Origin of the sequence: Streptomyces doebereineriae, from assembly GCF_031845645.1 — a bacterium.
In the GTDB taxonomy this organism is placed as follows: Bacteria; Actinomycetota; Actinomycetes; order Streptomycetales; family Streptomycetaceae; genus Streptomyces; species Streptomyces canus.
Genome location: NZ_JAVREZ010000229.1, coordinates 1 through 465, shown reverse-complemented (window position 1 = coordinate 465; position 465 = coordinate 1). Strand labels below are relative to the sequence as shown.

Annotated in this window: 1 protein-coding gene; it reads left to right on the top strand. The window is 69.9% G+C overall.

The annotated features are described in order from the left end of the window. On the top strand, positions 1-465 hold a 465-nt coding region (locus RNB18_RS51600; RefSeq protein WP_311721007.1), incomplete at both ends, for an enoyl-CoA hydratase-related protein.

The following is a 465-nucleotide window of genomic DNA, read 5'->3' as shown; positions in this document are numbered from 1 at the left end:
GATCACCACATCGGCCACCGAGGCGCTGGACCGGGACCCGGGCGTCGGCTGCATCGTCATCACCGGCAGCGGCGAGAAGGCGTTCGCGGCGGGTGCGGACATCAAGGAGATGCAGCCGCAGAGCTATATGGACATGTATCTCAGCGACTGGTTCACCGCCTGGGACCGGCTCGGCCAGCTGCGGACGCCGGCGATCGCCGCCGTACGGGGCTACGCCCTGGGCGGGGGCTGCGAGTTGGCGATGCTCTGTGATCTGGTGATCGCCTCGGAGTCGGCCGTCTTCGGGCAGCCGGAGATCCGGCTCGGGGTGATCCCGGGCATCGGCGGCTCGCAGCGGCTGACCCGGGCGGTCGGCAAGGCCAAGGCGATGGACCTCTGTCTCACCGGCCGGAACATGGACGTCCAGGAAGCGGAACGGGCCGGGCTGGTGTCCCGGATCGTCCCGGACGCGGATCTCCTGACGGA